The organism is Flavobacterium sp. 120 (assembly GCF_003633605.1).
Classification (GTDB): domain Bacteria; phylum Bacteroidota; class Bacteroidia; order Flavobacteriales; family Flavobacteriaceae; genus Flavobacterium; species Flavobacterium algoritolerans.
In genome coordinates this window covers 891,720-917,145 of record NZ_RBKZ01000001.1, presented here as the reverse complement: position 1 = coordinate 917,145, position 25,426 = coordinate 891,720, and the positions used below count along the sequence as shown (strand labels likewise).

General features: G+C 34.4%; 29 protein-coding genes, 3 tRNA genes and 1 riboswitch. Of the genes, 17 read left to right on the top strand and 15 right to left on the bottom strand.

What is annotated here, in order from left to right; genetic code table 11:
• Positions 1-220: 220 nt before the first annotated feature.
• From C8C87_RS03980 to C8C87_RS03950, 7 genes are all read left to right on the top strand, one after another.
• Positions 221-1,540 carry a serine hydrolase gene (locus C8C87_RS03980; protein ID WP_121341337.1) on the top strand — a complete coding sequence of 440 codons (1,320 nt, stop codon included), beginning with the start codon at positions 221-223 and terminating at the stop codon, positions 1,538-1,540.
• 3 nt (positions 1,541-1,543) lie between these two features.
• Positions 1,544-2,254 carry a DUF4328 domain-containing protein gene (locus C8C87_RS03975; RefSeq protein ID WP_121341334.1) on the top strand — a complete coding sequence of 237 codons (711 nt, stop codon included), beginning with the start codon at positions 1,544-1,546 and terminating at the stop codon, positions 2,252-2,254.
• A 32-nt stretch (positions 2,255-2,286) separates the two neighbouring features.
• Positions 2,287-2,793 (top strand): MepB family protein, encoded by a 507-nt coding sequence (locus tag C8C87_RS03970; protein WP_121341331.1) that lies wholly within the window; start codon positions 2,287-2,289, stop codon positions 2,791-2,793.
• Between the two features lie 21 nt (positions 2,794-2,814).
• Positions 2,815-3,099 (top strand): rhodanese-like domain-containing protein, encoded by a 285-nt coding sequence (locus C8C87_RS03965; RefSeq protein ID WP_099716039.1) that lies wholly within the window; start codon positions 2,815-2,817, stop codon positions 3,097-3,099.
• Between the two features lie 212 nt (positions 3,100-3,311).
• On the top strand, positions 3,312-3,875 hold the full coding sequence (locus tag C8C87_RS03960; RefSeq protein WP_233206921.1) for a ferritin-like domain-containing protein: 564 nt from the start codon (positions 3,312-3,314) through the stop codon (positions 3,873-3,875).
• Positions 3,876-4,091: 216 nt separating this feature from the next.
• The gene (locus C8C87_RS03955) at positions 4,092-4,943 is read left to right on the top strand and encodes a transketolase (protein WP_099716040.1); all 852 of its coding nucleotides are present in this window, start codon (positions 4,092-4,094) and stop codon (positions 4,941-4,943) included.
• A gap of 62 nt (positions 4,944-5,005) precedes the next feature.
• Positions 5,006-5,959 (top strand): transketolase family protein, encoded by a 954-nt coding sequence (locus tag C8C87_RS03950; protein ID WP_121341330.1) that lies wholly within the window; start codon positions 5,006-5,008, stop codon positions 5,957-5,959.
• Positions 5,960-6,024: 65 nt separating this feature from the next.
• On the opposite strand, the gene C8C87_RS03945 is transcribed toward C8C87_RS03950, so the two are convergent.
• The gene (locus C8C87_RS03945; protein WP_121343284.1) at positions 6,025-7,005 is read right to left on the bottom strand and encodes an FKBP-type peptidyl-prolyl cis-trans isomerase; all 981 of its coding nucleotides are present in this window, start codon (positions 7,003-7,005) and stop codon (positions 6,025-6,027) included.
• A 79-nt stretch (positions 7,006-7,084) separates the two neighbouring features.
• On the opposite strand from C8C87_RS03945, the gene C8C87_RS03940 reads away from it, so the two are divergent.
• Together C8C87_RS03940 and C8C87_RS03935 are read left to right on the top strand one after the other, a co-directional pair.
• Entirely contained in the window at positions 7,085-7,474 is a 390-nt protein-coding gene (locus tag C8C87_RS03940; RefSeq protein WP_099716042.1) for an RNA-binding S4 domain-containing protein, read from the top strand.
• A gap of 82 nt (positions 7,475-7,556) precedes the next feature.
• On the top strand, positions 7,557-8,057 hold the full coding sequence (locus C8C87_RS03935; RefSeq protein WP_099716043.1) for a phosphoribosyltransferase domain-containing protein: 501 nt from the start codon (positions 7,557-7,559) through the stop codon (positions 8,055-8,057).
• On the opposite strand, the gene C8C87_RS03930 is transcribed toward C8C87_RS03935, so the two are convergent.
• Positions 8,049-8,567 (bottom strand): shikimate kinase, encoded by a 519-nt coding sequence (locus tag C8C87_RS03930; protein ID WP_099716044.1) that lies wholly within the window; start codon positions 8,565-8,567, stop codon positions 8,049-8,051. The genes C8C87_RS03935 and C8C87_RS03930 overlap by 9 nt on opposite strands.
• 127 nt (positions 8,568-8,694) lie before the next feature.
• Here C8C87_RS03930 and C8C87_RS03925 point away from each other — a divergent pair.
• The 3 genes from C8C87_RS03925 (at position 8,695) to C8C87_RS03915 (ending at position 9,003) form a co-directional block, all read left to right on the top strand.
• Positions 8,695-8,767: transfer RNA gene (locus tag C8C87_RS03925), tRNA-Lys, on the top strand.
• Positions 8,768-8,805: 38 nt separating this feature from the next.
• Positions 8,806-8,878, top strand: a tRNA-Lys gene (locus tag C8C87_RS03920).
• A 42-nt stretch (positions 8,879-8,920) separates the two neighbouring features.
• Positions 8,921-9,003 (top strand) — tRNA-Leu (locus tag C8C87_RS03915).
• A gap of 307 nt (positions 9,004-9,310) precedes the next feature.
• Here the strand turns inward: C8C87_RS03915 and C8C87_RS03910 are convergent.
• From C8C87_RS03910 to C8C87_RS03895, 4 genes are all read right to left on the bottom strand, one after another.
• Positions 9,311-9,844 (bottom strand): DUF4252 domain-containing protein, encoded by a 534-nt coding sequence (locus tag C8C87_RS03910; RefSeq protein WP_121341327.1) that lies wholly within the window; start codon positions 9,842-9,844, stop codon positions 9,311-9,313.
• 1 nt (position 9,845) lies between these two features.
• On the bottom strand, positions 9,846-10,421 hold the full coding sequence (locus tag C8C87_RS03905; RefSeq protein ID WP_233206922.1) for a DUF4252 domain-containing protein: 576 nt from the start codon (positions 10,419-10,421) through the stop codon (positions 9,846-9,848).
• Positions 10,422-10,482: 61 nt separating this feature from the next.
• Positions 10,483-10,968, bottom strand: a complete 486-nt coding sequence (locus C8C87_RS03900) for a hypothetical protein (RefSeq protein ID WP_121341324.1) — start codon at positions 10,966-10,968, stop codon at positions 10,483-10,485.
• On the bottom strand, positions 10,955-11,464 hold the full coding sequence (locus C8C87_RS03895) for an RNA polymerase sigma factor (RefSeq protein ID WP_121343283.1): 510 nt from the start codon (positions 11,462-11,464) through the stop codon (positions 10,955-10,957). Before C8C87_RS03895 ends, C8C87_RS03900 begins: the two co-directional genes overlap by 14 nt.
• A 120-nt stretch (positions 11,465-11,584) precedes the next feature.
• On the opposite strand from C8C87_RS03895, the gene C8C87_RS03890 reads away from it, so the two are divergent.
• Positions 11,585-13,036, top strand: coding sequence for a S41 family peptidase (locus C8C87_RS03890; protein WP_099716047.1), 1,452 nt, complete (start codon positions 11,585-11,587; stop codon positions 13,034-13,036).
• 152 nt (positions 13,037-13,188) lie between these two features.
• Here the strand turns inward: C8C87_RS03890 and C8C87_RS03885 are convergent, their stop codons facing one another.
• The 8 genes from C8C87_RS03885 to C8C87_RS15890 all read right to left on the bottom strand — a co-directional run bounded on the left by C8C87_RS03885 (position 13,189) and on the right by C8C87_RS15890 (position 20,397).
• Positions 13,189-15,099 carry a TonB-dependent siderophore receptor gene (locus C8C87_RS03885; RefSeq protein ID WP_121341322.1) on the bottom strand — a complete coding sequence of 637 codons (1,911 nt, stop codon included), beginning with the start codon at positions 15,097-15,099 and terminating at the stop codon, positions 13,189-13,191.
• Positions 15,100-15,174: 75 nt separating this feature from the next.
• Positions 15,175-15,438, bottom strand: a riboswitch (cobalamin riboswitch).
• A gap of 46 nt (positions 15,439-15,484) precedes the next feature.
• A complete protein-coding gene (cobC, locus tag C8C87_RS03880) occupies positions 15,485-16,021 on the bottom strand; it encodes an alpha-ribazole phosphatase (RefSeq protein ID WP_121341320.1) in 537 nt (178 codons plus the stop codon).
• Positions 16,006-16,812, bottom strand: a complete 807-nt coding sequence (locus tag C8C87_RS03875; protein ID WP_121341317.1) for an adenosylcobinamide-GDP ribazoletransferase — start codon at positions 16,810-16,812, stop codon at positions 16,006-16,008. Before C8C87_RS03875 ends, cobC begins: the two co-directional genes overlap by 16 nt.
• Positions 16,813-16,878: 66 nt before the next feature.
• Complete coding sequence (cobT, locus tag C8C87_RS03870) at positions 16,879-18,555, bottom strand: nicotinate-nucleotide--dimethylbenzimidazole phosphoribosyltransferase (protein ID WP_121341314.1); 1,677 nt, start codon at positions 18,553-18,555, stop codon at positions 16,879-16,881.
• 18 nt (positions 18,556-18,573) lie between these two features.
• Positions 18,574-19,221: a diphthine--ammonia ligase gene (locus tag C8C87_RS03865; protein ID WP_121341311.1), complete on the bottom strand. Its 648-nt coding sequence runs from the start codon at positions 19,219-19,221 to the stop codon at positions 18,574-18,576.
• Positions 19,222-19,310: 89 nt separating this feature from the next.
• A complete protein-coding gene (gene cobU / locus C8C87_RS03860; protein ID WP_121341308.1) occupies positions 19,311-19,826 on the bottom strand; it encodes a bifunctional adenosylcobinamide kinase/adenosylcobinamide-phosphate guanylyltransferase in 516 nt (171 codons plus the stop codon).
• Positions 19,827-19,885: 59 nt separating this feature from the next.
• Positions 19,886-20,251 carry a four helix bundle protein gene (locus tag C8C87_RS03855; RefSeq protein ID WP_121341306.1) on the bottom strand — a complete coding sequence of 122 codons (366 nt, stop codon included), beginning with the start codon at positions 20,249-20,251 and terminating at the stop codon, positions 19,886-19,888.
• 23 nt (positions 20,252-20,274) lie between these two features.
• Positions 20,275-20,397, bottom strand: a complete 123-nt coding sequence (locus tag C8C87_RS15890; protein WP_233550006.1) for a DUF5522 domain-containing protein — start codon at positions 20,395-20,397, stop codon at positions 20,275-20,277.
• Here C8C87_RS15890 and C8C87_RS15885 point away from each other — a divergent pair.
• From C8C87_RS15885 to C8C87_RS03835, 4 genes are all read left to right on the top strand, one after another.
• Positions 20,387-20,647 (top strand): hypothetical protein, encoded by a 261-nt coding sequence (locus C8C87_RS15885; protein WP_233550005.1) that lies wholly within the window; start codon positions 20,387-20,389, stop codon positions 20,645-20,647. The genes C8C87_RS15890 and C8C87_RS15885 overlap by 11 nt on opposite strands.
• Before the next feature lie 90 nt (positions 20,648-20,737).
• A complete protein-coding gene (locus C8C87_RS03845) occupies positions 20,738-21,880 on the top strand; it encodes an ABC transporter substrate-binding protein (protein ID WP_121341301.1) in 1,143 nt (380 codons plus the stop codon).
• Between the two features lies 1 nt (position 21,881).
• Entirely contained in the window at positions 21,882-22,913 is a 1,032-nt protein-coding gene (locus tag C8C87_RS03840) for an iron ABC transporter permease (RefSeq protein WP_121341298.1), read from the top strand.
• On the top strand, positions 22,913-23,695 hold the full coding sequence (locus C8C87_RS03835; protein ID WP_121341295.1) for an ABC transporter ATP-binding protein: 783 nt from the start codon (positions 22,913-22,915) through the stop codon (positions 23,693-23,695). The genes C8C87_RS03840 and C8C87_RS03835 overlap by 1 nt, the downstream gene beginning before the upstream one ends.
• A gap of 30 nt (positions 23,696-23,725) precedes the next feature.
• Here C8C87_RS03835 and C8C87_RS03830 read toward each other — a convergent pair whose 3' ends face one another.
• The gene (locus C8C87_RS03830) at positions 23,726-25,336 is read right to left on the bottom strand and encodes a class I SAM-dependent methyltransferase (RefSeq protein WP_121341292.1); all 1,611 of its coding nucleotides are present in this window, start codon (positions 25,334-25,336) and stop codon (positions 23,726-23,728) included.
• Positions 25,337-25,426 lie beyond the last annotated feature (90 nt).

Here is a 25,426-nt window from a genome sequence, read left to right as displayed (position 1 = left end):
ACTCTTTTCAAAACTGAAATAGAAAAATATAATTCCAAAAAAAGCAACGTTGTTGTAATCCTTTTACAGGAAGTTATTTTTTATAAAAATAATTTTATATCAGTTTAATCGTATATATTTACTTGAAAATTGCTAAAATCTTATTCTTTTATCCTTTTCAAAATGAACTGGGATTTCACAAGATTTTTTAAAACCTTACAACAATACAATTGAAACAATTATGGTAAAGAAAATTTTAATTACAATGCTTTTCAGTTTATTATTTGGCACTGGATATTCCCAAAAAATGAACGTTGCAAAACTGGATAGTTTATTTCAAATTCTTGAAGCAAAGGATAAGTTTATGGGAAGCATAGCCGTTTCGCAAAATGGAACGCTGATTTATTCCAAATCAATTGGAAAAGTAGATATTGAAACGAATAAAAAAGCAACTAATTTATCCAAATACCGAATTGGTTCTATTTCAAAAATGTTTACTTCTGCATTAGTATTTAAAGCAGTTGAAGAAAAGAAAATAGCATTAAATCAAACTATCGAAATCTATTTCCCAACAATCGAAAATGCAACGAAAATAACGATTGGAAATTTATTAAACCACAGAAGCGGCATCCATAATTTTACCAATAATCCAGACTATTTAAAGTACAATACCGAACCCAAATCCGAAGAGCAAATGGTAGAAATCATTGCAAAAGGGAAAAGTGATTTTGAACCAAACAGCAAAGCAGATTATAGCAATTCAAATTATGTTTTGTTGAGTTATATTCTTCAAAAAGCATACAAAAAACCATATGCAGCTATTTTAAAAGATAAAATTACAAAGCCATTAGGCTTAAAAAATACTTACGTAGGAGATAAAATAAGCATTCAAAACAACGAATCTAATTCTTATAAATTTTCAGAAAAATGGATAAAAGAAACCGAAACGGATATGTCAATCCCAATGGGTGCTGGTTCAATTGTTTCTAATCCGACTGATTTGACCATTTTTATTGACCATTTATTCGCGAATAAAATAATCAACGAAAGCAGTTTAAAACAAATGATTACTTTGCAAGACAACTACGGCATGGGGATTTTCCAAATTCCGTTTTATGATAAAAAGGGATTTGGCCATAATGGAGGAATTGATGAATTCAGATCTGTGTTGTATTATTTTACAGAGGACAAGATTGCCGTTGCATTAACATCAAACGGAAAGACATACGACAATAATGATATCATTATCGCCGCTTTAAGTAGTTACTTCAACAAGCCGTTTGTAATTCCTACTTTTAAAAATTTCGAACTCAAAACCGAAGACTTGGATCCTTATTTAGGAGAATATTCAGATGCTGGATTTCCCATGAAAATTACGATTACAAAAGATAATTTAAAACTTTTTGCACAAGCAACCGGACAATCTGCATTTCCGTTAGAAGCAACTGAGAAAGATAAATTTGAGTTTTTAGCCGCTGGAATACAACTAGAATTTAAGCCAAATGAAAAACAAATGATTATAAAACAAGGTGGTGGAGCATTTAAATTGACAAAAAAATAAAAAATGGAAAATTTAAAACCCAACGGCCAAAGAGCAAAAATTGCTATTATGCTATTATGGACTGTGCTAACTGTCGAAATAATTTCACTACTTTCTGATTATTTGCAATATGACTTATTAGAAACTGTTGCAAATGGTGGACAAATCACAACTGAAGCAGCCACTGATAATGATTTAAGACAAAAAATCATAGGCCTAATTTATTTGACAGTATATGTGATTTCGGGAATTACTTTTATACGATGGTTCAGGAGAGCCTACTACAATCTTCATATAAAAGCCGAAAGTTTATCATTCACCGAAGGATGGGCCGCCGGTTGCTGGTTTGTACCAATCATATCTCTTTATAGACCCAATCAAATCATGAAAGAGTTGTATCAGGAAACACAAATTTTACTATCTAAAAAGGATGAAAATTATGCTCGAAATCTAACAACACATTTCATTGGATGGTGGTGGGCATTATGGATTATTTCTTCATTTTTAGGGCAATTCATTTTTAGATATTCCATGAAGGCGGAGACACTTGAAGAGCTTACTACGACTACAATTGCCAGTATTGTTGCTTCAATAATTGGTATTCCTCTAGCCATAATTACTGTAAAAGTGATTAAGGATTATTCTGAAGTTGAACACTTACTTTATGAATTGAAGGATGAGGAAGAAGAAGTGAAAATCATACCTGATACTAACTTACAAGCATTAGAAAATTAGTTTCCAATTAAAAAGCCCAAATAACAACACGAATGATTCCCGAAAACCTGATTGAGACTAAAGAGCTTGTATTTGACAAATGTGGTTTTGACCTCCGAAATCTTGAAATAGAAAAAGAAAGTGCCGAATATTTCGCCTGTAAATTTGACCTTGACACCATTAAAATACTCTTTCGTGTTGCAAAAATTACCCCTACAAAGATTGGGCAATTTGTCACTTTTTGGAAGAGAAGCGAAAATGGACCTATCGAGCCTTATGCGGTTTCAGACGAAATTGATTTTTTTGTTATAAATACTAAAAGCAACGATAAATTTGGTCAATTTATATTTCCAAAGTCGGTGCTTTGCCAACAAGGAATTATCAGTACTGACTTAAAAGAAGGAAAACGAGGAATTCGGGTGTATCCGCCGTGGGACTTGACAGAAAGCAAACAAGCGCAAAAAACCCAAAAATGGCAACTGGAATATTTCTTAGAAATTCCGTTGAATAAATCCGTAAATTTAGATAGAGCAAAACAGCTTTATGCTATCATAGATTAATAATCTTTAAAGAACAACAAAATGGAAGTAGCAAAAATAATTAAAGAAAAACTGGGAACCATAGTCGATGTACGTTCCTATGATGAATTTATGGGGGGTCATGTTGCTGGTTCCATAAACATTCCTTTGAATGAGATACCACATAGAATGCAGGAAATACAAGAACTTAAAGCCCCATTAATTCTTTGTTGTGCATCGGGAAATAGAAGTGGACAGGCACAAGTGTTTCTAACGGCACATGGAATTGAATCTTACAATGGCGGTTCATGGCTGGATGTGAATTATCATCAGTCACAAACCACTTAAAAAAGACAATCCAACAGCTATTCAAAACTAAAATCAGAACATTAATTTCTTTAAAAAATCATACATTTCGTATTTACAATTAGTTAATTAACAATTGATTACATTTTAATATGTTTAATTTTACCCTACTTGAAAATTAAATAATGAGTTTGTTTAAGAGAATATCATATTTAATATTTTTCATAAAAAATTAATCTTAAAAAACTAGTGTTATGAGAACTGAAATGGGTAAAAGCGAAAATAGTAAAGGAGCTGTACAAGCAAATGCAGCACATGGATTGAGAGATTTATTTGAAGTTGGATTGAAAGATATTTATTGGGCAGAGAAAGTGTTAACTAAAACATTGCCAAAAATGATGAAAAACGCATCATCACCAGAATTAGTTAACTCTTTAAAAAACCAATTGAATGAGACGCAAGAACACGTTTCACGTTTGGAAAAAATATTTGAAGCAACTGGTGTTGAAGCGACTGCCAAAAAATGCGAAGCAATGGGAGGCATATTGAAAGAAACAAATAGCTTGATCAGACAAACTGATATTGGCGTTGTTCGAGATGCCGGAATTATTGCAGCAGATCAAAAGGTAAAACATTATGAAATTGCAACTTATGGAACCCTCCATGCTTTTGCAAAAACTTTAGGAGAAGATAAAGCGGCAAATCTATTGGCGATGAGTCTTGATGAGGAGAAAAAAACAGATGCGGTATTAACTGGAATCGCATTAACTGCTATCAATAATCAAGCGCACAGAGCTGATGCAATTACGAACACTTAACTATAATTGTAATTGGAGAATATACAAATATTATATGTTTCTCCATTCACAAAAAAGCCCGCCAAATGCGGGCTTTTTTGTGAATTATGCAAACTTATGCCGGTAATTTTATTCAACTTAAATTCTAACGGAATCTTACATTAAATATTCCTAAAAACTTTTGCGGTAACCCTAAATAAAAATTACATTTGCACCAGTTTAACTTTTACACACAAAATGAAGCCTAACACACAACAATTAAACGATTTAACAATCCAAGTCAGAAGAGATATTCTTCGAATGGTACACGCTGTCAATTCAGGTCACCCAGGTGGTTCTCTAGGTTGTACTGAATTTCTGGTAACCTTATACCAAAACATAATGGAACGCAAAGAAGGTTTTGATATGGACGGTATTGGAGAAGATCTTTTCTTCCTTTCAAACGGACATATTTCTCCTGTTTTCTACAGCGTTTTAGCGAGAAGCGGTTATTTCCCTGTATCGGAATTAGCAACTTTCCGTTTGATCAATTCAAGATTACAAGGTCACCCAACTACTCATGATGGTTTACCTGGAGTGAGAATTGCGTCAGGTTCTCTTGGACAAGGATTATCAGTAGGAATTGGTGCTGCTCAAGCTAAAAAATTAAATGGTGACAATCATATAATTTACACGCTTCACGGAGATGGTGAATTACAAGAAGGTCAAAACTGGGAAGCAATTATGTATGCATCTGCAAAAAAAGTAGACAATCTTATCGCTACAATCGATTTAAACGGAAAACAAATTGACGGAACAACTGATGAAGTTTTAGCAATGGGAAGTATCCGCGCTAAATTTGAAGCTTTTGATTGGGATGTTTTAGAAATTGAAAAAGGAAATGATATTGAAGCTATTATTGCTGGAATGAATGATGCAAAATCAAGAACTGGAAAAGGAAAACCAGTTTGTGTGTTGTTACATACTGAAATGGGTAATGGTGTAGATTTTATGATGTACAGTCATGCTTGGCACGGTAAAGCGCCAAATGATACGCAACTTGAAATTGCTTTAGGTCAAAACTATACTGAAGGCGAAAGCGACTACTAGAAAGTGTTCAGAGCTCAGTAATTAGTGTTCAGTAGAATACTGCTAAAAATCTAAATTGAAAAATGAAAAAATATACAAATACAGGAAGTAAAGACACTCGTTCGGGTTTTGGAGCGGGAATGACTGAATTAGGTCAAAAGAATGAAAATGTGGTTGCACTTTGTGCGGATTTAATAGGTTCTTTAAAATTTGACGATTTCAAGAAAAATCACCCGGAACGTTTTTTCCAAATTGGAATTGCAGAAGCAAACATGATTGGAATAGCAGCTGGTTTAACTGTTGGTGGTAAAATTCCTTTTACAGGAACTTTCGCTAACTTTTCTACAGGAAGAGTGTATGATCAAATCCGTCAATCAGTGGCGTATTCTGAGAAAAATGTAAAAATTTGTGCTTCGCACGCTGGATTAACATTAGGTGAAGACGGTGCTACACATCAAATTCTTGAAGATATTGGATTAATGAAAATGTTACCGGGAATGACTGTAATCAATACTTGTGATTACAATCAAACTAAAGCGGCTACTCTAGCACTAGCAGAGCACCATGGTCCAGCTTACTTGCGTTTTGGCCGTCCGGTTGTGCCTAATTTCATGCCTGCTGATGAGCCTTTCGTAATAGGAAAAGCGATTGTTTTAAGCGAAGGTTCTGACGTAACAATTATTGCTACTGGACATTTAGTTTGGGAAGCGCTAATTGCTGCTGAAGCTTTGGAAGCAAAAGGTATTTCTGCTGAAGTAATCAATATCCATACGATCAAACCATTGGATGAAGAAGCGATTTTGAAATCATTGGCAAAAACAAAATGTATCGTTACTGCTGAAGAGCATAATATTCTTGGTGGTCTTGGCGAAAGCGTTTCCAGAGTCCTAGCATTGAACAGTCCGGCTCCACAAGAGTTTGTCGCGGTTAATGACAGTTTTGGAGAATCTGGAACACCAGAACAACTAATGGAAAAATACAAATTGAACAATCAAGCGATTATTGAAGCTGTAGAAAGAGTAATGAAAAGAAAATAATATTTTCATTTTACACCAAAAAAAATCCAGTTCAATTGAACTGGATTTTTTTTTGAATTTATTTTTTAATTACACTTTACCAAGTGTCTTTTTACTCTAGCCGGATCAGTAGTATTACCATCACAACTCGGTATATCTGCAAAAGGAATTAAAACACCATTAGCTCCTGTAATTTCTGTTTTTGTACTAACTCCATCTCCATCATCGTCTGCATCTAAAAAGTTAGGAATACCATCTCCATCAGTATCATCAGGATTCACAACGCCTGTTGCCAAAATACGCATGTAACCGTCTCCGTTTACATCCTCTTGAAAGTTCATAATTCCATCATTATCAGAATCTAATCTGCTAATTGCAAATAATTTAAAACTAAAAACTAAAGGAGCGTAAGCTGGAATACTGGCACTTCCTGAATTGTAATATCCAAGTCCTGAAGGAATAAACATAATTCCTGCTCCAAAATCATTATAAGAAACTGTACCGTCAGCATTAGAAGAATACGTTCCTACTTTAAACTCAGGAAAAGTTTCACCCCATCCTGTTATTGTACTAAATAAACTTAAAAATTGTTGTGGATTCTTAACTTCTTCAAATTGGGTTGCCGTTAATGCCGTAACTTCAGATACCGTTTGACGATCTAAATAATCGCCTTTGTAAGCGGCTAACACACCATCAACATTAGAAGGTTTCTCTCCTACTCCTTCTCTTAATACTAAATAATACAACTTGTAAGTTATATCATGAAGTTTCACCTCTTTACTCAAAAGTTTAGGAAAAGTGGTACTATTCAAATACGAATAAATAGAGGGTGCTGTTCCTCCTGTTGGAATTTTTGTAAAAGTAACATCTTGATCATCAGAAAAACCAGGATGATTAAGAACAGTTATAGAATAGGTTTTTAAATATTCTTCAATATCAGTTAAATCAGTAGCAAGTTGTGCTGCATAATCTCTAGGTGGTTCAATTTCAGCAGCATCATCCTTTGAACATGAAAATAAAGAGACGGTTGTAATTAATAGAATAAAATAATACTTAAATTTGTTCATTATAGCTAAATTTTTAAGTGCGCAAGATACAATATTGATTGATTTTTGTAAACTATTTAACTCCGATTTTAGAAAATTTATGAGAATAGATAAATATTTATGGTGCATGCGGTATTATAAAACCAGAAATATGGTTACCGAGGCCTGTAAAAAGAATCATGTGACTGTAAATGGTCTTGTTGCAAAGCCATCAAAAGAGGTTTTTCCTACTGACAAAATTACGTTTAGGAAAGACCAAATTACCCAAATCATCACAGTTCTGGATGTACCAGAGAATCGTGTTGGCGCTAAATTAGTTGATATCTACAGACGAAATGATACTCCTGCAGAAGCCTACCAGCATTTAGAATTACTGAAATTATCAAAGGAGCATTACCGAAAAAATGGCACCGGAAGACCTACCAAAAAAGACCGAAGAGATATTGATGAATTTGGGAATGAAACAACCACCGATGAAGATGATGAGTAAACCTAAAACATTACTTTTTTAAGTTACCAATATGATTCTTTGAATTTTAAACTGTAAACGGTTAAATAACAAACTAAAAATAATGAGCAAAAATATTATCTTAACGAATCAAGAAATCGAGCATAAAATAAAAAGAATTGCTTACCAAATCTATGAAACATTTGTAGATGAAGAAGAAATTGTAATTGCAGGAATTGCCTCTAACGGTTTTACATTTGCAAAAAAAATAGCTTCAATCTTAGAAACTATTTCTCCTCTTAAAGTTTCGCTTTGCGAAGTACAAATCAATAAGCAAAATCCCGAATTACCAATTCACACTTCCTTATCAAAAGAACAGTACGCTAATAAAGGCTTAGTTCTTGTTGATGATGTATTAAATTCAGGCACCACATTAATCTATGCAGTTAGGCATTTTATAGACGTTCCTTTGAAAAAGTTTAAAACCGCAGTACTTGTGGACCGAAACCACAAAAAATACCCTGTAAAAGCTGATTTCAAAGGCATCTCACTTTCTACATCATTATTGGAACACGTACAAGTCGTTTTTGATGAAAACAATGACAATTATGCTTATTTAAGCTAGAATTGCAACGATATCGAGTACCGTCTGATCGATTGTCTTATCATCAACATTCACTTTATATTGTGCTTGATTGTAATAAAAACTTCTATCAAAAAGATGTTTCGCAATAAACTCTTTCATCTCAGCGTCACTTTTATTTGCAATAAGAGGGCGCTTGCTTTTATTATGGCTCAATCTATTGAACAAAGTATCAATGGATGCTTTAAGATAAACAGACACCACATTATCGCCTTTTAACAACTCATGATTATTGGCATAACATGGAGTTCCTCCACCTAAACCGATGATTAATTGTTCAGGCGAATGCAATAATTCGATAAAAACTTCGTGTTCTAGCTTTCTAAAATAAATTTCTCCGTGCTTTTCAAAAATAGCATTTATGGACAAATTTACCTTCTCTTCAATCTTTTTATCCAAATCCACAAAAGGAATTCCGATAAGTTTTGACAATTTATTTGCAATTGTGGACTTACCACAGCCCATATAACCTAATAATATAATTTTTTTCATCTGAATAAAACCTTACAAATTAAGGTGTTGAGTGATTTTGTTAAAAAAAGACAAATTTATAATAAAATTGCTTGGAAAACTCCAAAATAAGTCCTTATATTTGCACCCGCATTCAAGGAAAGAATATGACTCGATAGCTCAGTTGGTAGAGCACATCACTTTTAATGATGGGGTCCTGGGTTCGAGCCCCAGTCGGGTCACAATTTTAGTGATCAACACATAATTTCCTTGAAGCATTGACTCGATAGCTCAGTTGGTAGAGCACATCACTTTTAATGATGGGGTCCTGGGTTCGAGCCCCAGTCGGGTCACAAAAGGTCGAGTAATTTATTACTTGACCTTTTCTTTTTTTAGGCCACGTGGAGAAACGGTAGACTTGCCAGCTTGAGGGGCTGGTGCTCGCAAGGGCGTGTGGGTTCAAATCCCACCGTGGTCACGAATAAATAAAAATGCTTCAAAAATAATTCCAAGTTAACTTGATTATTTTTGAAGCATTTTTGTTTTTAAAGCGGAGCTTTGTTAGAAAAGGTAAAATAAATCCGCTTTAGTTCCTTTTATTTTTTATCCTAACTCTTATTCAATTATTTATATATCTAAAATCATAATTTAACAAGAACGATTCAGTGGCAATAAAAAAGATGTTTTGCAAACAATAACACATTTACATTTAATCGAAAATTATACATCATAAAAAAAGCGCCTTGACATATTATCAAGGCGCTTTTTATTGTTTTAGAATACGTTTATTTCATTAACTGCTGCAAAGGCTTCAATTGCTCTAAATCAACATTAGATTGCTGCAAAACGCTCATCATAGTCATAACACTAGTAGGATTCATATCCTTGCCTAAAATTCGAACAACAGCAAAACCATTTTCCTTTTTATTCGCAAAAAAAACAAACTCTTCAATATGTTCATCAGTCCCTACAAAGCTCACCGAAGCACCTTCTTTACCAGAACCAAACTTCATAAGCTGTTGGTACTTTTTGTCTTTTAAAATCAAATTAACTTTGGCACGTTCAATTTCAAATTCCGCTTTATTCTTATCGTTTAATTTGAAAGCCAAAACATTCATCTTATCAAAAGACTTTAAAGCATCACTCTGTGCAATTGATAATTTTGTTTTATCAACGTTCAGAATATTAGGTGACACATCAAGAGCTATAAAATTTTTGTTTTCGGTATTTTCCACAAAATACTTTTGCAAGGTCGGTTCCGAGTTACAGCTCACGAGAAACAAACTCAATAGCAGCGCTAATCCAAAAACTGTTTTCATCTTACTTTTTCCCTTTAGTTGCTTTCTTCAAATCTTCTCCACCAGGAATTTTCATCTTATTGGTAAGAACTGAAATTTCATTCAAATCGAAATTACCTTTCAAAGACATTAAAACCGTATCGTCATTTTTAGCACCTTCAATGAACATAAACAACTCTCTTATTTGAGAATCACTTGCTCCCGATTTCACTAGAATTTTAATACTTCTGCCATCTTCATTCACACGCATTAGTTCTTCTAATCCTGCCGTTTTTATGTATTTATCAGCCACAACTTTCATTTCGCCTTCTATTCTGGCGCTTTTAGTGGTAAACACTTTCAAATCATCCAGTTTCTTTATCAAACTCAAGTATTGTTGTGTTTCTTTATCAGAAGCATCCATTTTTACTTTGCTCATCAAATCAAACATTTTTTTATTGACAATGATTGATTTTACGCCTTCTTGCCCGTCGAATTTATCAAAAATCGCTTGTGCAAAAAATGTGCTTGAAACTAATGTAAATACTAATGTTAGTATAAACTTTTTACTCTTATTAAAATTACTGTTCATTTTGTTATTATTGATTGTTGATTTCATTTTTTTAAATTGTTATGGTTTAAAATTATTTTTTTTGTTTTTTACTGTTTACTCAAGGCAATTAAGAACCACCAGACTGTTTTTTAGTACTAATGAATATTTTGTCTTTTGTGGTTTGGTATTCTTGAATATACAGTACACTTTCTATGCCAACATTTACATTATCTGATAATAATGATAATGCTTTTTGAGTTGCTCTGAAAGCCTCTTCAGGATCATCATACGTTCCTAAATCTTGGCTTTTATTTACAACATCTGCACTATAATAAGCATAGGTTCCTATTCCCAGCAAAACAACAACCGAAGCCGCAATTGATATCCACGCAACATTACGTTTTTTATCCCGAGGCCTCGGGAGTAGTGGAATTTCTGGCGTAAACTGATGCTCTTTTGCAAGAGAGAAATACCCAAATAAAGGTTTGTATTGTTCTAAATGCTGCGCAACATTCGATGAAGAAAAATAATTACGTAATTCATTTTCTTCTGCAATACTGGTTTCTCCCTGAAAGTATTTTTCTAATAAATCTTCTATTTTAACTAATTCCATAATTGTGTGTTTCTGTCATATAATCCCGTATCGTTTTCCTTGCTCTTGAAAGCGCCACCCGAATCGCACTCTCATTCATGTCGAGTATTTTTGCGATTTCTTCAAATTCGTATTGTTCAACATCCCGCATTTGAATAATTAATCTTTGTTGAACGGGCAATTTATCCATTATTTTCTCCACCCAATCCAAACTGTCTAAGTCTTCCATTTTCTTATCGAGACCCGGTTCTCTATCTACATAATTTGTATGAACGATTTTGAGGTTTCCTGTTCTTTTTGATTTTAGCTGATCCAAACAATAATTTTTGGTCATTGTCATTGCAAATGCTTCTACACTGCTGTACGCTGCTAAATTTCCATTTTTACTCCATAATTTCACCAAAACTTCCTGAGTTGCATCTTCGGCTTCTTCAGTACTTACGAGCAATCGCTTAGCCAACCTAAAGACTTTATCTTTAAAAGGAGTGACGAGTTGCACAAACTCATTTTGGTTCATAAAAAATTTGGTTTTTAAACTGGTTATATAATCTAGACGACTCATTTTTATTTTTGTAACAAAAAACATAAAATAAAACTAAAGTTACTATTTTTACGTTAATTATATTAAAACCTACATATGAGAACAAGTTTCAAAATTACGCTTTTATTATTTATAGCAGTTTTCACTTTCCAAAGCTGTCAAGATAATGATGATGTTGCCCCACCAGCCAGTTTAGACATACAAGATTTTATTTGGAAAGGGATGAACCAATATTACTTATGGCAGGCAGATGTTCCAAATTTATCAGATGATAAATTTGCAGACCAAACTGCATTAAATACGTTTCTAAGAGGATACCCTGTTCCTGAAGAGTTGTTTGACGCGCTTAGAGTTGACAAAACCATAGACCGTTTCAGTTGGATTGTGGATGATTATTTAGAGCTGGAAGGAACGCTTCAAGGAACAACTAAAAACAATGGTGTTGATTTTGGTTTAAGCAGAAAGCCCGGAAGCACTACTGAAATATTTGGTTATGTACGTTACATCATTGCAAATTCAGATGCGTCGAACAAGAACATCAAGCGTGGTGATTTTTTTACTGCCGTAAATGGAACTCAGCTTACTTTGAGTAATTATGAATCTCTATTATTTGGTTCAAACGAAACTTACACATTAAATCTGGCAGATTATAACGGAACTACTATTGTTGCCAACGGAAAATCAGTAGAGTTGACAAAAACCGTTTTATCCGAAAATCCAATTTTAATCAACAAAGTAATCACTTCCGGTTCACATAAAATAGGGTATTTGATGTACAATGGTTTTTATGCTAATTATGACACGCAATTAAATGAAGCTTTTGCTTCTTTAAAATCACAAGGAGTTACGGACTTAGTTTTGGATTTACGTTATAACGGAGGTGGTTCTGTGCAAACGGCTACACGTTTAGCGAGTATGATTACCGGACAATTTACTGGACAGGTATTTGCTAAACAACAATGGAATGCTAAAATCAACGCGTATTTCGAAACTAACAATCCCGGAGCTTTAATAAATAATTTTACTGACAAAATTGGGACTACCGCAATAAACAGTTTAAACTTGACTAAAGTCTATATATTGACTACTCAAAGCACGGCATCGGCAAGTGAATTAGTAATCAACGGATTAGAACCTCATATCAATGTAATACAAATTGGTGATGTAACTGTAGGGAAAAATGTTGGGTCAGTTACACTATATGACTCTGCTACTTTTGGTTCCGAAAACAGAAACCCAAATCACAGATACGCCATGCAGCCAATTGTATTGAAAATTGTGAATTCAACCGGTTTTGGAGATTATTTCAATGGACTACAACCTGATTATTTATTAAAAGAAACTATTAGCACTTATGGAGTTCTTGGAGACACTTCAGAACCTTTATTAAGTACCGCAATAGGAAAAATAACAGGAACAACCAGAATGTTGAAACAAAATACAGGAGTAGATTTTGAGTTTTTTAAAGATGCTAAATCAATCAAAGGAATCCAAAATCAAATGTATATTGACAAAGCTCCAGAAGGACTTTTGAAAGCATTGGAATAATATTAATTTCAAAAATTAAACTAAAAAGAGACTTTCATCACTGAAAGCCTCTTTTTTTTATCATTATAAATCAAAGAATCCGATTTTCTCCAACAAAAAACCCGCTCCAAATTAGGAACGGGAATTAAGACTAAAAACTAAAACATACTCTTTTAGAATAAGAAATTTAAACCTAATTTAAAGTTTCTTCCTCTTGTACTGTATCCGCGACTTTCAACAAAATCTTTATCCAAAATATTATCAACTGCACCAAAAACATTCAATCTGTTTTTGATCAATTCATAACGAGCATTGGCATTTACTAATTGATAGTCTTTCAAAATTTCTGAATTTAAAACAGGATCATAAGTTGGCTCCGGATAAGTCGTGTATTCTAAATATCTGTCTGATACAAACTGATACGCCAGATTAAAAGCAAGACGTTCTGTTGCTTGCACATCCACAGAAGCATTAGCTTTATGTTTCGGGTTTAGAATGCGAGATTGTCTTTCTAACTCCGTAAAAGTATAATTGGCATTGAATTTTACTTTATCATTAAAAGCATAAGAAATCATTGTTTCAAGACCTTTGGCTTTGTTTTTACCATCTACATTAAAGTATTTATAAGTCATCAAATCAAACCCTATTGCATCTTCTTCTTCTCTTTGAAAAACAACAGCATTTAAAACCACTTTCTTATCTGCCAAACTTACTTCAAAACCAACTTCGGCAGTTGCATCTTTCTCTGGAGATAAATCCAAATCACCATACGGAGAGTACAATTGGTACAAACTTGGAGTAACAAATGCTGTGCTATAAGAAGCCAATACTTTCAATGATTCTGAAAAGCTATACGATGGATTAACATTATAAACTAAATTATTCCCGTATTTACTATGAATGTTATAACGTGCTCCTGCATTTAAGTTTAATCCAAAACTAGAATTATAAACTGCCGTTACATAAGGATCAATCATATTGAATTTTGCCATATCAGTTGTAATTGCATCATACTCGCTTAAGTTTGACATTTCGTGAAACTGAAATTGTGCTCCTGTAACCACAAATAGCTCAGATGAAATTTCATATTTATTAAAAGCATCAACATCAACACTTCTTGACTTTGCCTGGAATAAAGATCCATAACTAAAGATGTCGCGGTTGATTACATTTGCACCGGTATTGATTACCAATTCTCCTTTATTGTATTTGTATTTTGGAGAAAAACCAACTCTAAATTGCTCCGAAAGACTGAAATTTGTAAGATCATCTGAAAATGAACCTGCATCAAAACCGTTTTTCATTCGATCATAATTTGCAAAGAAATCCAATGATAATTTTTTAGTTGGCGTAAAGCCAATTTTCACCACCGAATTTAATCTTGAAAAATCATCGTTCTCAAATTTAGTATTTGAATTTAATGGTCTTGCCTCAGAAATCCCTGTAGTTTCAGTACTATTCAAAGAAGCAAAATAATTTACTTTTTCAAAACCACCGTTTACAGCAATTCCTTGACTGTAATCTTGTATGCTATAATTTGCATTTTTGGCAGCTGTTTGTGTACCAATATTCACGTATGCATTTCCTGCAATAGCTTTTTTACCTGCTTTTTTAAGTGTAATATTAATAACACCTGTAGCTGCTCCAGAACCGTACAAAGTACTTGAAGCACCTTTCATAATCTCAATACTTTCAATTTGCTCCACAGGAAGCAATCTCAAATCATACGATAAGCTAATCCCGGAAGCATCCGTAACAGGAACCCCGTCAATCAAAATTAAAACCTGATGATTTCTTCCTCCACGAATGTAAAGTCCCAAATCCTTACCATTACGACTCTGATTCCCATTGATTTCAACACCAGCTACTGTACTTAAAATTGAAGCTACTGATTGTCCTGCTTTTTTCTTCAAATCTGCAGCAGTAATTTTCACGATAACTTTTCCTGATTTTTCTTTTGGCAAAGCAAATTTCGAATCGGAAACAACAACTTCATCAAGTTGTTTTGGTTCTTGTTCTTGTGCATACGTGTTCATTGCAAATAACAATGCAATCGCACTAAAGCGAATGAATTTTTTGTTCATTTTAAAAATGTAAAATTTAATAAATGGGGAGAAAAGCATAGAATGACCCATACCCAAACCTTTTTTCCCGAAAGTTTGATACTCGATGTAATAGGCAGGTCTCCTGGCTTGCGTCTTGTTGTTTACCTTCTCATTCGCCGCGGCGAACAATGGTTTTGTAGATAACAACAAGCTTGATAGCTTACAGTTGCGGGTACAGCTCAGGATTTTTGATTTAAGATTTAGGATTCTTGATTTAGGATTTAAATCCTGAAATCTGAAATCTAAAACTTGAAATCTATCACCTGATTCCCTTTTAATGTGGTTTGAAAAAAACAAACCTCAACCTCAATACGGCGGCAAAGATAAAATTATATTAAGTTAATAACCTAAATAATTGCGGATTTTATAATTCAATTTTAATTACAGCTCCAAAATCAACTTTATTCTGAAAAGCGTCTTTCAGCGGTAAATCCGAAATTTTACATAAAAAACTTCGTATCACTCCAGCATGCGCCACAATAATTACTGGTTTTGAATTGGTTCCTTGAAGTTCATTATGCATAAAATCAATTACTCGATTGTGTAAATCCGTAAATGATTCTCCGTTAGGCACGCGAACATTTACAAAATCAGTCATCCAAGGTGTAAAATCATCAGGTGGAATTACATCCCAATTTTTCATTTCCCAATCGCCAAAATTCATTTCCATTAAACGGGAATCTTCGTTTACAGCAGTAATCTCTGAATTGTCTTTGATGTAATTTGCTAAATGAACACAGCGAAGTAAAGGACTGGAATACAATATTGCATCTTGAGGCAATTGATCCAAAACAGACTGAAAAACAGCATCATAAGGCTCCATGATTTTCACATCCGATTGCCCGTAACAAATTCCTTTTTCACAAACCGTTTCCGTGTGACGTACTAAATAAACTTCCATAATGCAATAACTGATATATAAAAAACCACTTCGCAAACCTGTTGTGTTGCGCCCAAACAATCTCCGGTATATCCGTCAATCCATTTCTGAAAATAACGCGCCAAAAAGAATCGAGTCAAAAAAACAGGGATTAAAACCAACAGCATTTGCCACTGAAAATAAGACAAAACAACTAATGGAAGTAATCCAAAAAAGAACGCTCCTGTCACTTCTCTCCAAGAATAACTTTGTGCGATTGGTTTGCTTTTGCTGGAAGCGTCCTCACGAGAATATTCATGGGTAAAAACAATTGAAATCGCTGCTAATCGACTGATGGAATGCGCAGAAACAAGGAGTAATAGAATTATAAATTGTGAATTATAAATTATAAGTTTAGGATTATCCGAGACATCAATTAATTGAGTCAGCCCTTGAAATTTAAGCACTAACAACAGTACTAAACCAATCGCTCCATAAGCACCAATGGCACTGTCTTTCATAATTATCAATATTTTTTCTTTGGTCCAACCGCCACCAAAACCATCACAAACATCAGCAAAACCATCTTCATGAAAAGCTCCTGTCACTAAAACGGAGGCAATCATAGAGAAGATTACCGCAATTTCAGGAGCAACTAAATAATTAAAAACACAATATACCCCAAAAGCAACGCTACCCACAATCCAACCAATTAATGGAAAATAACGGGACGCTTTATTCAAATAATCCGGATTATGATCGATGTTTTTGGGACACGGAATCCTGGTGTAAAACATTAATGCTGTAAAAAATATGTGTAGTTCTTTTTTCATTTTTGGAATTATTTTTTGATTTTATTTCTTGTAGAGACGCACTGCAGTGCGTCTCTACAAGCGTCTCTACCGACTGCTAACCCCCGCTGATTCAAAACTCGCCATATCATTCAAGAATGCCACAGCCGACTCAATTATAGGAAAAGCAATGGCACAACCCGTTCCTTCACCCAACCGTAAATCAAGTTGCAACAAAGAACGAACTCCTAGGTAATCTAATATTTTTTGGTGCCCTTGCTCAGCGGAAGAATGGCAAAAAATAGCATTTTCAGTAATAGATGGATTCTTTTTAAAGGCAATTAAAAAAGCAACACTACAGATAAATCCATCCACTAGAATCAACATATTTGCTTCCTTAGCTTGAAGCATTCCACCTACCATTTGAAGGATTTCAAATCCTCCGAAATAAGCTAATTTGCTCTCTAAATCATCTGAACCATTATAATTGGCAATGCATTTTTTAAGGATATTAATTTTTTGAATCAACTGTTCATCATTTACACCAGTGCCTTTTCCTACGCAATCTTCAATTGGTAATTCTAAAATAATGCTCATTAAAACCGAAGCCGTAGCAGTGTTTCCAATACCCATTTCTCCAAAACCAATACAATTACTACACGTTTTTGCAATAGTGGCAACAATTTCGCTTCCTTTCATAAAACACAATTCAACTTCTGTTTTACTCATCGCAGGTCCTTGTAAAAAGGAGTTGGTTCCCTTTCCTACTTTAGCCGAAATCAAATCCGTATTCATAGGAAAATCATAATTCACACCTGCATCCACAATAGCTAATTGAATCTTATTTTGTTTACAAAACACATTGATAGCTGCACCACCTATCAAAAAATTACTCACCATCTGTCTGGTTACATCTTGCGGATAGGCACTTACTCCGTGATTTGCAATTCCGTGATCCGCGGCAAAAACAACCAGATTAGGTTTTATAATTTTTGGTTCTAAAGTTTGAAATACCATCCCGATTTGTTTAGCAAGTACTTCTAAAATTCCTAATGAACCCGTTGGTTTTGTTTTTTGGTCGATTTTATGTTGTAACGCATTTGCAAAAGCAACACCGTCCATTTCCTTTTTAGTATCAAAAAATACTTTCTCCACCTTACTTTCATGCAAAACAGTGATTTCCTCAACTAATGGAATTTCTTGCTTTTGTTTCCAATTCAGTTGTTGCAACATGGGTTGATTATCATAATCTGTAGCCGGTTTTCCCACGCAAAAATACCCCAAAGGCTCCATATTTTCAGGCAAACCCAATAATTGCTTGAACTGATAGTAGTTCAAGATAGAAACCCATCCCATGGAATAGCCTTGCTCCGTTAAGGATAGCCAAATATTTTGTGCTGCACAAACGGAACTGAACTTTACCGCTTCATTACTCCCGACGGTTCCAATCGTAAAATTATTTAAAACGGAACGATCATAACAAATCACTAATCCCAGTGGCGCTTCTTCTATTGCCTCTAACTTAAGGTCTTTGTAAGCTTGTTTTTGTTGTTCATTATCAGTTAGCGAAATTGCTTTTTTATCATAATCTAAAAACAAATCTTTAATGGCTTTCTTCATTTCAGGCGACTTGATCAGATAATATTTTGTAGCATCAGTCAAACCCACTGAAGGCGCCCAATGTCCTGCTTGCAGTGCTTTTTCAAGAACAGCATCTGGTACTTGATCCTCCGTAAAATGACGGGTGTCACGACGGGATTTTAAAATTTCATCTAAATAAGTCATCTTAAAATAATTTTGTTTTTATACTTCTTCCCAAACGATGAAACAATAATTTTCATAGGTAATTCTAGTGAATTCGGGCAGTTCAATGGCTCCAGAAAATAACGGAGAATTAATTACCAAAGTATGAAACTCCCCATTTTCACCACAAGGATCTATTCCTTTTTCATGTAATTCTTGAGCTAATTCTTTCGTCAAAATTTTACCCAGATAACGTTCTCCCATAATTGTATTGCAAGAAACAATCATCGTTACAATTCCGTTTTCAAGCATTTGATTTACCAAAACGATTCGGTCTTGTTGCCACAAAGGTAAAATTGCTTTTAGTGATGCTTCAGCACATACTTTATCTTCCCAATCTTTGTGCGGTTGCAAATCAATATCACCAAAAACGGCTGCTTCCAAATCATATTCAGCTTTTAGCATTTTCAAAACTGCAATAAACTTGGCTTCATAATCACCCCAAGTTGCGGGAATTCCTTCCAGAGGCAATCCCATTTTTTGGGCTTGCTGATTCAATATAGACAATGGCAATCCATGAGAACGAGACACTTTCCCGTTTTCATTCATCATATTGAGTAACACTTTTGGAATAAATCCTTGCTGAATTGCTTGCATCATTGCATAACAACTGTCTTTTCCGCCACTCCAAGAAGTTACAAAATTCATATGTAGTTATTTATTGATTTTTAATTGAATATGTAATACGCTATGAGGCAATATTTCTTTGAATTTAATATTGTAAGATCATAGCTATTTCATTTTTTTTCTTTTATCGTTACAGGAATTCCAGAAACCATAAGCACAACGGTATCGGCAGTTGCAGCTATATATTGATTCATCCAACCTTGAAGTTCGGTGAATTTTCTCCCAATATGCGTTTCGGCATGAATACCCATCCCTATTTCATTGGTTACAATAATAATTGTCGCATTTTCTTGATTGGCAATAGCATCAAATTCGGCTTTAGCTTCTTCTAAGCACAAGGGAACATCGTTTTTAGTATCCACGAAAAAGTTCGTTAACCAAAGCGTAACACAATCGACGATAGCTACTTTTTCCGAAAAATCAATTTCGCTCAAGTGTTTTTCTTTTTCGATATTAATCCATCGTTCGTCACGGTCTTTTTGATGGCGATCGATTCTCTTTTGGAAATCATCATCCCATTTTCTGGCTGTAGCCACATACATTGGTTTATCCGATAACTCTTTTGCTAAATTTTCGGCATAACTACTTTTACCGGAGCGTTCACCGCCAGTTATTAAATATATCATTCTAATTGTAAATTATTAATTGTAAATTGTAGTAACATCTTTTATGCTAATTGAATAACTTATTTCTTGGTATCAACTTTTGCTTTAGTCGTTTTAATAATACTTGTTATAAGTTTTAATATTGATATTGCATCGTTATTTATATTTTCATATTCTTTCTCATTTAAATAATCCGTAGCTTTTAATAATTCTAACCAATAAACAACCTCATTAGCTTCTTTTTGTGCAATTGCAAACTTGTGAATAAAATCGTGCTTGCTCTCGGCATGTTCTGCTTCGCGAATCATAGCACCAATACTTGTGCCAGATCTTAATAGCTGCTTTGAAAGCACAAACTCTTTTTTATCACAACATAGATATTGATATAATCTAACTATTCGTACAGCAAAATCAAAACTCTTGGTTTTAACAATATTATCTTTCATCATTGATAATTTACAATTTATAATTATTTATACGGACAATGTCGACATCCATTGCCACAACAATTACCTCTTTTTAGATGAAACCAAGCTTTAAAAACATAGTTCCCATTTTCTAAATAATAGTCAATTCCTTCTATGAGATTCATTGTTTTGGGTAAATCTTTGGCTTTATTATCCGTTGCAGTTTCAGAAGATAGTGTTGCAACATATTCGTCAATTTTAGTGGAGCAGGCAGTTGTAAAACAACTGGAACACAAGCAATCCACCACTTCTGACGGAGTAAAAATGGGTGGAAAATTGTTGCACCAGCATTTACTTCCTTCAGGTGTGTCCCCACAATTAAAAGGAGTTCCGCAAGTAGAACAGTTTTTGACTTTAATGCTATTCATTTCGTAAAGATAGTATTTGTTCAATTTTTTACTGCTAAAAATAAACAAGAAATTTTATAAATTTGGTATACCTTTGTCGCTATCGAAAAATTAAATCATGAAATTCACCTTTAAATTAATCCTTTTTGTTCTCTCTTTTTCAACTTTCGTTGGATGTAAAAAAAGCGAAAACCTAACCGTAAAAGAAAGTACTGATTCAAAAAATGCAATCGAATATGCCTCGGGACTTTCTATTAATAAATACGAAGGATATTCAGTAGTGACAGTTTCAAATCCTTGGCCTGAAGCCAATAAAAACTTTACTTATATCTTAAAAGAAAAAAACGGCAGCATTCCTGATAGCCTGCAAAAATACACCACAATTTCAGTTCCTTTGGAATCAATCGTCGTTACCTCAACGACCAATATTCCTTTTTTGGAAATGCTGGGAGTTGAAAAATCACTGGTGGGTTTCCCTCATACCGATTATGTTTCTTCTGAAAAAACCAGAAAACTAATTGATGGCGGTGCTGTTAAAAACATAGGGCAAAACGAAAAATTAAACATGGAGCAACTCATTGAATTGGAGCCTAATTTAATCGTGACTTTTGGAGTTGACAACAATAATCCGATGATTGATAATTTACAAAAAAGCGGCCTTAAAGTACTCATACAAGCGGACTGGATGGAACAAACTCCGCTGGGAAAAGCAGAATGGATTAAGCTTTACGGTGCTTTATTTGGAAAAGAAAAAGAAGCCAAAACGCTTTTTGATGGAATTGTTAAAAATTACAATGACGCAATACAATTGGTTGCAACCAAAAAACCAACAGCAACCGTTTTGTATGGATCAATGTATCAAGAGCAATGGTATGTAGCAAGAGGAAATAGCTGGGTAGCGCAATTTATGAAAGATGCCAAAGCAAATTATTTGTGGGCAAATGTCGAAGGGACAGGAAGTCTTAGTTTGCCTTTTGAAAAAATATTGGAGAAAGCAAAAACGGCTAAATATTGGATTGCAACAGGTTCTTTTAAAAGTATTACTGAATTTGAAAACAGTAATCCGCATTACAGTCAGTTTGATGCTTCAAAATCTAAAAATGTGTATACTTTTGAAAGTAAATTAGGCACAACAGGAGGAACCATTTATTATGAATTAGCACCAAGCAGACCGGATTTAGTCTTGAAAGATTACATTAAAATCTTCCATCCTGAATTGCTTCCAAATTATACTTTTACTTTTGCACAAAAACTAAACTAAATTGGCGAATCAAAAACGAAATACGATTCTATTCTTCTTGCTTACTTTGGGGCTAGTTCTATTGTTTTTTGTAAACATTAGTTTCGGTTCTATCACGATTCCTTTTAAAGAAATTTACACTAGTTTAACTGGTGGTCAAGCGAGTAAGTCTACTTGGGAATATATCATCATCAATTATCGTTTACCCAAAGCCATTACAGCAATTCTTGTTGGAATGGGATTATCTATAAGTGGTTTGCTGATGCAAACTTTGTTTCGAAATCCATTAGCAGGGCCTTATGTTTTAGGACTGAGTTCCGGTGCCAGTTTAGGTGTTGCTTTTGTACTATTAGGAGCAAGCTTACTTCCACCTTTTTTAAGTACTATTTTGTTATCCTCTTATGGAGTGGTTTTAGCTTCAACTATAGGAAGTTCAGTTGTATTACTCGCCGTTTTGATGGTTTCCCAAAGGTTACGCGATACGATGGCCATATTAATTGTGGGATTGATGTTTGGCAGTTTTACCAGCGCAATAGTAGGCGTTCTTACGTATTTTAGTTCCGCTGAACAATTGCAGAAATTCACGTTTTGGTCTATGGGAAACTTAGGCAATTTGTCTTGGCCTTCTATATTAATTCTGACAATTTGTGTGGCAATTGGCTTATTATTAAGTCTATTTAGCATCAAGCCACTTAATGCACTATTATTGGGTGAAAATTACGCACGCAGTTTAGGTTTGAATTTCAAAAAAACACGATTGATTATTATTTTTGCAACAAGTATTTTAGCAGGAAGCATCACGGCCTATGCAGGTCCAATTGCCTTTGTAGGACTGGCAGTTCCGCACATAGCAAAATTAGTGTTTCAAACCAGTAACCATTCGGTTTTGTATTGGAGTACGTTACTTTTAGGCGCCTCAATTATGCTTATTTGTGATGTAATTTCAGAATTGCCCGGATTGGAGATTACTTTGCCAATCAATGCTGTAACTTCTATAATTGGGGCTCCAGTTGTGATTTGGCTATTGGTTAGTAAACGAAAAATGATTGCCTAATGGAAAACAAAATCATCTTACAAGCGTCTCAAATTAGCATCGGTTATTCTCATAAAAAAGAGAAAATCGTTGTGGCTTCGGATATTTCTATTGCTTTAAAAAAAGGAAAACTGATTGCTTTAATTGGTGCGAATGGCATTGGAAAATCAACACTTTTAAAAACAATAACTGGAATCCAGAAACCGCTTTCCGGTGCTGTTTTCTTGAATGAAAAGAAAATCACTGATTACGAACCTTTGGATTTAGCCCAAAACCTAAGTATCGTTTTAACCGAAAAATTGCCTCCCAGTAATTTAACCGTTTTTGAACTCATTGCTTTAGGAAGACAGCCCTACACCAATTGGATGGGAACTTTGTCTGATATTGATATTGTTAAAGTTAACGAGGCCATGGCATTGACACAAATCAGTCATTTAGCCACAAAAAAACATTATGAGATTAGTGACGGGCAATTACAAAAAGTATTGATTGCACGCGCTTTGGCACAAGATACTCCATTAATAATTTTGGATGAACCCACAACCCATTTGGATTTATTGCACAAAGTGGCTTTATTCAAACTTTTGAAAAAGCTCACCCATGAAACCGGAAAATGCATTTTATTTTCTACTCATGATATTGATATGGCGATACAATTGAGTGACGAAATGATTATTATGACCCCTGAAACAGTGCTTCAAGACGAGCCTTGTAATTTTATTTCAAAAGGAAGTTTCAATACCTTATTCAAAGATGAACATATTGTTTTTGACGCTGAAAAAGGAAAATTCATGATTGTTTAGTTCCAACATTTTATTCCGTCCAAAATCATACTAACCATTTCCTTTCAATAAATTTATACTCACTGTTGCAAGATTTGAGTCTGGGAATCTCCTAAAGAAATTAGCATCCGGATACAATCCCGCTTCAGCAGCGATTTTGTGCAAAACGGGAATTTCAACGATGTATTGATCCGAAAAACCATGCGTGGCATCATAAGCCGTAGCGGCTGTTTTACCTAAATTAGCAGCAGTAAAATTTGGAGCAATCGTATGCAATTCAATCATTAATAACCCGAATTTCCGAACGTAAGGCGACCATTTATTCAAATGTTCCAATAGATTATCTTCGACAAGACCATTACTGATTCGCTCTCCTCTATGCGCAAATGCTCCTGTTGAATGACTTACTCTGTCTTTGGTAACATGTTTTGGCATTTCCCAAATTCGGTTATGATCCAAGAAGGTTCTCACATTCAGTAAATCTTTCAAATCAATGTTATAATTTTCCAATAAGTCATTGGCTAACAAATCGGGTTGACCAATATCGCCCCAAATTACTTTGGCCCAAATATCGGCTTTGATTAAATTGGCTCGGGTTACTTTCAACGCTGCTTGATTATAATCGGCACCCACAAGGAATAAAGGATAATCATCCAGCATTTTTCCGCGAAGGGTTTGTCTTTCGATTACATTATAAATATGTTCAATAAATGCTCCATTGCCACAACCCATATCGAGAATTCCTTTCGGCTGATCTTCTATTGGTAAATTGAATAATTTGATGATAATCTCATCTACGACTTTAAAATAAGTATCGTGCGCACCTCCGCTTCCCCAAACATTCATTTCTCGGTCCACATGAATTTCATCTTCGCCTTCGGCCACCGTTCGGAGTATATTTGGGTTACCAAAAATCAAATCCTCCATTTTACTGAAAGTTGGCAAATAGGAAACCGTCACTCCATAAGCAGAAGCCCTTTTGGCAAAAAACAATCCCTTTCCCGTAAACTGGTAATTGCCTTTTTTTTGGGTAAACCAACCTAAATCTGCAAAGAAATCTAATATAATTTTGAAATTCTCGGGAGATTTATGAAATTCTTCAGGACGGAAGGAAATCTCCATAAAATACTTATGAAACATACCGCTCATACCCAATCGCACTAATATTGGTCCAACCAAAGAACCTTCAATGTGCGTTAGAATCTGATGCTGAATTTCATTGGTCAGCGCATCATTCGAAAATGAAATTCCATAATTTTTTTTATACAAATCGAAAATTAAACCCAATCGAACGAATGGAATATCGTCTAATAATCGCGTGCGAAATTGCATCGTGAAATGCAGTAAATCAAGCACGTCTTCATACAAATAGAACATAGGAAAAGCAATCGCGCTTTTTTCGTTTATGGCAAACGAAATTTGGCCTGTGGAAGTATTGATGTGATAATTCAGAAATCCCTGCGAACACAAAACACGCAAACCCACATTGAGATAGCCTTCATTGGCTTTAAAGTGTTCCGAAAGTTCCGAAAGCGTGACTTCTTTTTTGTCAAGAATATAGGACAGTACCCCTTTTTCATACAAAACATGCGCAACGGGAGCGGTAACCAAACCGTCTAAATGTTTGAAAATGGTGCTTCTAAGAGTAATTTTATCAATCATAAAAAGTACGTTTTAAGGGAGAAAAAACACAATTAGATCCAGAATGACCTATTCAAATATATGAAATTTCAACCACAAAATAACCTTACT

Excerpts from the sequence above, each read along its gene's own strand:
- C8C87_RS03980 (WP_121341337.1), top strand. The coding sequence starts at position 221 with ATGGTAAAGAAAATTTTAATTACAATGCTTTTCAGTTTATTATTTGGC.
- C8C87_RS03975 (WP_121341334.1), top strand. The coding sequence starts at position 1,544 with ATGGAAAATTTAAAACCCAACGGCCAAAGAGCAAAAATTGCTATTATG.
- C8C87_RS03970 (WP_121341331.1), top strand. The coding sequence starts at position 2,287 with ATGATTCCCGAAAACCTGATTGAGACTAAAGAGCTTGTATTTGACAAA.
- C8C87_RS03965 (WP_099716039.1), top strand. The coding sequence starts at position 2,815 with ATGGAAGTAGCAAAAATAATTAAAGAAAAACTGGGAACCATAGTCGAT.
- C8C87_RS03960 (WP_233206921.1), top strand. The coding sequence starts at position 3,312 with ATGAGAACTGAAATGGGTAAAAGCGAAAATAGTAAAGGAGCTGTACAA.
- C8C87_RS03955 (WP_099716040.1), top strand. The coding sequence starts at position 4,092 with ATGAAGCCTAACACACAACAATTAAACGATTTAACAATCCAAGTCAGA.
- C8C87_RS03950 (WP_121341330.1), top strand. The coding sequence starts at position 5,006 with ATGAAAAAATATACAAATACAGGAAGTAAAGACACTCGTTCGGGTTTT.
- C8C87_RS03945 (WP_121343284.1), bottom strand. The coding sequence starts at position 7,005 with ATGAACAAATTTAAGTATTATTTTATTCTATTAATTACAACCGTCTCT.
- C8C87_RS03940 (WP_099716042.1), top strand. The coding sequence starts at position 7,085 with ATGAGAATAGATAAATATTTATGGTGCATGCGGTATTATAAAACCAGA.
- C8C87_RS03935 (WP_099716043.1), top strand. The coding sequence starts at position 7,557 with ATGAGCAAAAATATTATCTTAACGAATCAAGAAATCGAGCATAAAATA.
- C8C87_RS03930 (WP_099716044.1), bottom strand. The coding sequence starts at position 8,567 with ATGAAAAAAATTATATTATTAGGTTATATGGGCTGTGGTAAGTCCACA.
- C8C87_RS03910 (WP_121341327.1), bottom strand. The coding sequence starts at position 9,844 with ATGAAAACAGTTTTTGGATTAGCGCTGCTATTGAGTTTGTTTCTCGTG.
- C8C87_RS03905 (WP_233206922.1), bottom strand. The coding sequence starts at position 10,421 with ATGAAATCAACAATCAATAATAACAAAATGAACAGTAATTTTAATAAG.
- C8C87_RS03900 (WP_121341324.1), bottom strand. The coding sequence starts at position 10,968 with ATGGAATTAGTTAAAATAGAAGATTTATTAGAAAAATACTTTCAGGGA.
- C8C87_RS03895 (WP_121343283.1), bottom strand. The coding sequence starts at position 11,464 with ATGAACCAAAATGAGTTTGTGCAACTCGTCACTCCTTTTAAAGATAAA.
- C8C87_RS03890 (WP_099716047.1), top strand. The coding sequence starts at position 11,585 with ATGAGAACAAGTTTCAAAATTACGCTTTTATTATTTATAGCAGTTTTC.
- C8C87_RS03885 (WP_121341322.1), bottom strand. The coding sequence starts at position 15,099 with ATGAACAAAAAATTCATTCGCTTTAGTGCGATTGCATTGTTATTTGCA.
- cobC (WP_121341320.1), bottom strand. The coding sequence starts at position 16,021 with ATGGAAGTTTATTTAGTACGTCACACGGAAACGGTTTGTGAAAAAGGA.
- C8C87_RS03875 (WP_121341317.1), bottom strand. The coding sequence starts at position 16,812 with ATGAAAAAAGAACTACACATATTTTTTACAGCATTAATGTTTTACACC.
- cobT (WP_121341314.1), bottom strand. The coding sequence starts at position 18,555 with ATGACTTATTTAGATGAAATTTTAAAATCCCGTCGTGACACCCGTCAT.
- C8C87_RS03865 (WP_121341311.1), bottom strand. The coding sequence starts at position 19,221 with ATGAATTTTGTAACTTCTTGGAGTGGCGGAAAAGACAGTTGTTATGCA.
- cobU (WP_121341308.1), bottom strand. The coding sequence starts at position 19,826 with ATGATATATTTAATAACTGGCGGTGAACGCTCCGGTAAAAGTAGTTAT.
- C8C87_RS03855 (WP_121341306.1), bottom strand. The coding sequence starts at position 20,251 with ATGAAAGATAATATTGTTAAAACCAAGAGTTTTGATTTTGCTGTACGA.
- C8C87_RS15885 (WP_233550005.1), top strand. The coding sequence starts at position 20,387 with ATGAGATTCATTGTTTTGGGTAAATCTTTGGCTTTATTATCCGTTGCA.
- C8C87_RS15890 (WP_233550006.1), bottom strand. The coding sequence starts at position 20,397 with ATGAATCTCATAGAAGGAATTGACTATTATTTAGAAAATGGGAACTAT.
- C8C87_RS03845 (WP_121341301.1), top strand. The coding sequence starts at position 20,738 with ATGAAATTCACCTTTAAATTAATCCTTTTTGTTCTCTCTTTTTCAACT.
- C8C87_RS03835 (WP_121341295.1), top strand. The coding sequence starts at position 22,913 with ATGGAAAACAAAATCATCTTACAAGCGTCTCAAATTAGCATCGGTTAT.
- C8C87_RS03830 (WP_121341292.1), bottom strand. The coding sequence starts at position 25,336 with ATGATTGATAAAATTACTCTTAGAAGCACCATTTTCAAACATTTAGAC.